The sequence below is a fragment of the Pseudonocardia sp. EV170527-09 genome (genome assembly GCF_008369905.1).
Taxonomy (GTDB): Bacteria; Actinomycetota; Actinomycetes; order Mycobacteriales; family Pseudonocardiaceae; genus Pseudonocardia.
Genome location: NZ_VRMC01000230.1, coordinates 1 through 1,581, shown reverse-complemented (window position 1 = coordinate 1,581; position 1,581 = coordinate 1). Strand labels below are relative to the sequence as shown.

The 1,581-nt window shown below is 73.6% G+C and carries 4 protein-coding genes; 1 reads left to right on the top strand and 3 read right to left on the bottom strand.

Features of this window, described 5'->3' with window-relative positions:
• The first annotated feature begins 135 nt into the window (after positions 1-135).
• Complete coding sequence (locus tag FVA95_RS28665) at positions 136-549, top strand: serine hydrolase (RefSeq protein ID WP_240051796.1); 414 nt, start codon at positions 136-138, stop codon at positions 547-549.
• Here FVA95_RS28665 and FVA95_RS28660 read toward each other — a convergent pair.
• The 3 genes from FVA95_RS28660 to FVA95_RS28650 all read right to left on the bottom strand — a co-directional run.
• A complete protein-coding gene (locus FVA95_RS28660) occupies positions 503-937 on the bottom strand; it encodes an MmcQ/YjbR family DNA-binding protein (protein ID WP_240051795.1) in 435 nt (144 codons plus the stop codon). The two genes, FVA95_RS28665 and FVA95_RS28660, sit on opposite strands and share 47 nt — an antisense overlap.
• A complete protein-coding gene (locus tag FVA95_RS28655) occupies positions 934-1,326 on the bottom strand; it encodes a VOC family protein (protein WP_149666888.1) in 393 nt (130 codons plus the stop codon). Before FVA95_RS28655 ends, FVA95_RS28660 begins: the two co-directional genes overlap by 4 nt.
• 85 nt (positions 1,327-1,411) lie before the next feature.
• Positions 1,412-1,581: integrase core domain-containing protein (locus tag FVA95_RS28650; protein WP_149665004.1), on the bottom strand; the 170-nt coding region annotated here is incomplete at its 5' end.

Genomic DNA, 1,581 nt, shown 5'->3' with positions numbered 1-1,581 from the left:
TGATCTTCGGTCCGACGCGCCGGACCAACGACAAACCAGCTCGTACCTACAGCGACATCAGAGCCCGTACGCGGACACGCGTTCAACCGGCAGCACCCCGAGGGCTGCGAGGTCTGGGAGCTGCCGGCCCACCCGGTGGTCCGCTCCCGGGGACCCGCCTCGCTCGGCGGGATCGGGACCGCGCACGCCCTCGCAGCGCTCTACGCGGCCGCGACCGGCCCGGTCGACGGCCGTCCCGCGCTGCTCCGCCCGGACACGCTCGCGGCGTTCTCCCAGATCCAGACCGCCGGCTTCGACCTGGTCCTGCGGCAGCACAAGGCGTGGGCGGTCGGGTTCCACGCCTCCTCGGAGGTCTACCCGATGCTGGCCGCCGGGTCGTTCGGCCACAGCGGGGCCGGCGGTCAGCAGGCGCTCGCCGACCCGCGCAACGAGCTGTCCTACGCCGTCCTGCGCCGCCGCTTCCTCGTCCCGAGCCAGGCCGACTCCGACCACGGCCGGCTGCTCACGGCGCTGCTCCGGTCCGTCCGGGAGTCGGGTGCCGCGGCCTGACCCAGTCGTCGAGCCGGGCGGCCAGCCGGGTCGGGGCGACGCAGCGCCACGCGTCGGTCACGATCTCGGTGATCTCGTCCCGGTCGGCGGCGTCGGGACCGGTGCCGTCCAACACCACCCCGAGCCAGCCGCGGTGGCCGACGTAGGCGGGCCGGAAGAACCGGGCCGGGTCCTCGGCGACCAGCTCGGACTGGACGCCCGGCGGAGCGGCGCACCAGAACGCCCGGTGCGGGTGGCCGTGGTGGTGGTCGGCGTAGGACACGAACATCCTCCGCACGAACCACGACGGCGACCCGTGGCTGAGCTTCTCGGTCACCTCGGGCAGCGACAGGCAGATCTCCCGCAGCCACGGCAGCGGGTCGGCGGGGTCCGGGTGGCGTGCGGTCACGGGCGCCCCGGGGACGGCCGGTAGGTCCCCACGCTCCATGTGGTGCCCTCCGGGTCGGTGACGGCGCACTCGCGTGAACCGTAGTCCTGGTCGACCGGCGCCATGGCGATCTTCGCCCCGGCGGCGACCGCACGGGCGTGCACCGCGTCCGGGTCGTCGCACGTCAGGTAGATCACGGCCGGGCCGGTGTCGAAGCGGTCGCCACCTGGCCGGCGCGGCCCGATCAGGACGAGGCCGGTGTCGTCGCCGTCGTCCCAGGCGAGCTCGGCGTGGGCGACGGTGCCCTCGTCGTCGGTGTACACGGCGGCCTCGCGGAAGCCGAGCGCGGTGATGAGGAACGCGATCGCGGCGCGCGGGTCGTCGTAGCGGAGGGTCGGGTGGATGCTCATGACGCCCGATCCTGGCCGGGGTCGGGCGGGTGGTCTTGAACGGATGCGAACACCTCGGCCCGGAACGCGGCGGGTGGCAGCCCGGCTAGTTGTGATGTCCAGGGAGGTTGGTCAGCCTGGTGACTGGTGGCTGGCCGCCGATGGCGGAGTGAGCGCGGTGGTGATTGTAGAAGTGCAGCCAGCCGGGTAGGGCGTCGTTGCGTTGGCGGGTCGACTCATAGAGTCGGGCGTAGGCCCAGCCGTCGGCCAGGGTCC

Coding starts and splice junctions, on each gene's coding strand:
- FVA95_RS28655 (WP_149666888.1), bottom strand. CDS start 1,326: ATGAGCATCCACCCGACCCTCCGCTACGACGACCCGCGCGCCGCGATC.